Annotated in this window: 2 protein-coding genes; both read right to left on the bottom strand. The window is 69.6% G+C overall.

Going from position 1 to position 2,996, the window contains the following annotated elements:
• The coding region (locus QZ609_RS26005) for an acyl-CoA dehydrogenase (protein ID WP_295501246.1) at positions 1-1,878 on the bottom strand (1,878 nt) is incomplete at its 3' end.
• Positions 1,879-1,965: 87 nt separating this feature from the next.
• Positions 1,966-2,994 carry a TetR/AcrR family transcriptional regulator gene (locus tag QZ609_RS26000; protein WP_295501243.1) on the bottom strand — a complete coding sequence of 343 codons (1,029 nt, stop codon included), beginning with the start codon at positions 2,992-2,994 and terminating at the stop codon, positions 1,966-1,968.
• Positions 2,995-2,996: the final 2 nt, after the last annotated feature.

Raw genomic sequence — 2,996 nt, 5'->3', positions numbered from 1 at the left:
CTGCGAGAGGATGTCGCCCAGCCGCCCGGTGATGCTCTCGCGACGCTTGAGCGTGCCGCCCAGCGAGAACATCGAGACATCCGACAGCAGCGCCAGTGCGGTCGAGAACCGGTTGACGGCCTGGTAGTAGCGGCGCATCTCCGGCGCGGCATTGGACGGCGCCGGTGCCACGCGTCCGCCCGACACGGCATGCAATGCCGCGCGCACCAGGTTGCCCGCAATGAACGCACCGTGCCCGAACAGTGCCGCGTCGAACGCGCGCAGCGTCTTGGCCGAATCGTCGCCCTGCGCCGCCGTCATCTCGCGCAGCACGTACGGATGGCAGCGGATCACCCCCTGCCCGAAGATGATCAGGCAGCGCGTCATGATGTTCGCGCCTTCCACCGTAATGGCGATCGGCACCTGCTGATACGCGCGCGCCAGGAAGTTGTTCGGCCCCATGCAGATGCCCTTGCCGCCAACGATGTCCATCGCGTCGTTGATCACGTCGCGCGCGCGCTCGGTCACGTGGTACTTGGCGATGGCGGAGATGACCGAGGGCTTCTCGCCGAGGTCCACCGCCAGCGCAGAGAGGCGCCGCGCCGCATCCATCATGTAGAGGTTGCCGCCCATGCGGCCCAACGCTTCCTGGATGCCCTCGAACTTGCCGATCGGCGTGCGGAACTGGCGGCGCACGGCGGCATAGGCGCCGGTGGCGCGCACCGCCAGCTTGGCCAGCCCCACGTTGGACGACGGCAGCGAGATCGCGCGGCCCGCCGCCAGGCATTCCATCAGCATGCGCCAGCCACGGCCGACCTGCGCCTGCCCGCCGATCACCCAGTCGATCGGGATGAACACGTCGTTGCCCGAGTTCGGGCCGTTCTGGAACACCGCGTTGAGCGGCCAGTGGCGGCGCCCGATGTTCACGCCCGGGTGGTGGGTCGGGATCAGCGCGCAGGTGATGCCGGGCGCCTTGTCAGCGCCGAGCAGCCCGTCCGGGTCGACCGCGCGGAAGGCCAGGCCCAGCACCGTCGCGATGGGCCCCAGCGTGATGTAGCGCTTGCTCCAGGTCACGCGAAAGCCCAGCGTCTCGCGGCCTTCGTGCATGCCGCGGCAAACCACGCCCACGTCGGGGATGGCGGCGGCGTCCGAGCCGGCGTAGGCGTTGGTCAACGCGAAGCAGGGGATCTCTTCACCGCGCGCCAAGCGCGGCAGGTAGTGGTTCTTCTGCGCCTCGGTGCCGTAATGCAGCAGCAGCTCGGCGGGGCCCAGCGAGTTCGGCACCATCACCGACACGGTGGCCGCCGAGCAGCGCGTGGCCAGCTTCATCACCACCTGCGAGTGCGCATAGGCCGAGAAGCCTTTGCCGCCGTACGCCTTGGGAATGATCATGCCGAGGAAGCCGGCCTGCTTGGCATACGCCCAGGCCTCGGGCGACATGTCTTGCCAGACCTGCGTGGTCTCCCAATCGTTGGCGAGGTCGCACAGTTTTTCGGTTTCAATGTCGAGGAAGGATTGTTCCTCGGGCGAGAGGCGCGGCGCGGGGGCCGAGAGCAGGCGCTTCCAGTCGGGGCGGCCGGAGAACAACTCCGCATCCCACCACACGGTGCCGGCTTCGATCGCGTCGCGCTCGGTGGGCGACATCTCCGGCATGATCTTGCGGAACATCGCCAGCACCGGCCGCGTGATGAGCACGCGGCGCAGCGGCTTGAGCGTGAGCAGCGTGGCCGGCAGTACGAAGACGATGGCCAGCGCGGCGGTGGCGACCGGGCCGACCAAGCCGAGCCACGCGCCAGCCGCCAGCCATGCGGCCGAGCCAATCAGCCACGCCAGTGCCGAAGCCTCCATGCTGGCCAGGCCGAGCACGCCAATACAAAGCAGGACGATCCAGATCGTCATGTGGGTCTCCAGTGTGTGCCCTCGCCGGGGCGCCCGATTTGGGTCAGGCGCCCGGTGAACGGCGTGCCAACCGCGAGAGCAAGCCGGTCAGGCGTTCGGGCTGCGCCAGGGGCGCATCGGGTTGGCCGGGAAGATGGCGCGCGCGGCGTTACTGCGGCGGATGGCCAGGGCACGCGTGCGTGCGGTGGGTGTGACCGGGGCGTCGTCGTGGTCATCGCCGGCGTGGTTGTCGGCGATGTCGGCGGCGTCGGCGGCGTCCTCGACAGCGTCATCGGCGCTGGCGCGTGGCGCGGGTGTGCGGCCGAAGAGATCGCCGGGGAAGGGCGAGGCGGCGGTTGCGGTGGTCGTGGTGGTCTGGATGGGCGCGCGCTCGTTGCTGCGGCCGGGGGTGCCGTTGCTGGTGACGCGTCCGCTGTTGCCGTTGCCTTGGCCATGGGGGCCACCGGTGGTGTCGTCGCTGGACGGCACCACCGAGGGGTGCTGCGCTTCGGCCAGCTCCACCACCTGATCCAGCGCGTTCTCTTCGTTGGCGGGCAGCGGGGCGTTGAGCGTGGCCACCACCAGCGCGGTCAGGCGCGCCAGCAGCGAGGCATCGTTCATCGGCTTGCCCTGCGTGAACAGCGGCAGCAGGTTGTTGAGGTCGTCGCCCGCCAGCACGCCTGCAAGAGCCTTGAGCGCGAAGTGCAGGCGCCAGCCGAGCTCCGAGCGCGGCAGGCTGGGCAGCGCGCGCGAAAACGCCTCGAAGAAGCGATCGAACACCGGCGCGTAGTGGCCGAGCAGGTAGCCCTGCACGAACGGCGAGGTGTCGGAATACACGCGGCCCATCAGGCGCAGGAAGGCGGGGCCGCCGGTGTCGGGGTTGCGCGCCATCTGCAGCGCGGGCACGAAGAGGGCGCCCAGCACGTGGTCGCAGGTCATGCCCTGCGGCCAGCGCGCCTCGCACGCCGTCAGCAGCGCCAGGCGGCGCGTGTTGAGCGGATCGAGCCGGCGCCCGAGCACCGACTGCATCAGCGCTTCCTTGCTGCCGAAGTGATAGTTGACGGCGGCCAGATTGACCTTGGCGCGCGCCGTGATCTGCCGCAACGACATCGCCTCGTAGCCGAACTCGATGAACAGCA

It is taken from the genome of uncultured Ralstonia sp. (assembly GCA_913056305.1).
GTDB lineage: Bacteria > Pseudomonadota > Gammaproteobacteria > Burkholderiales > Burkholderiaceae > Ralstonia.
The sequence above is the reverse complement of the archived record's forward strand: the minus strand, read 5'-3'. Positions and strand labels throughout refer to the sequence as shown.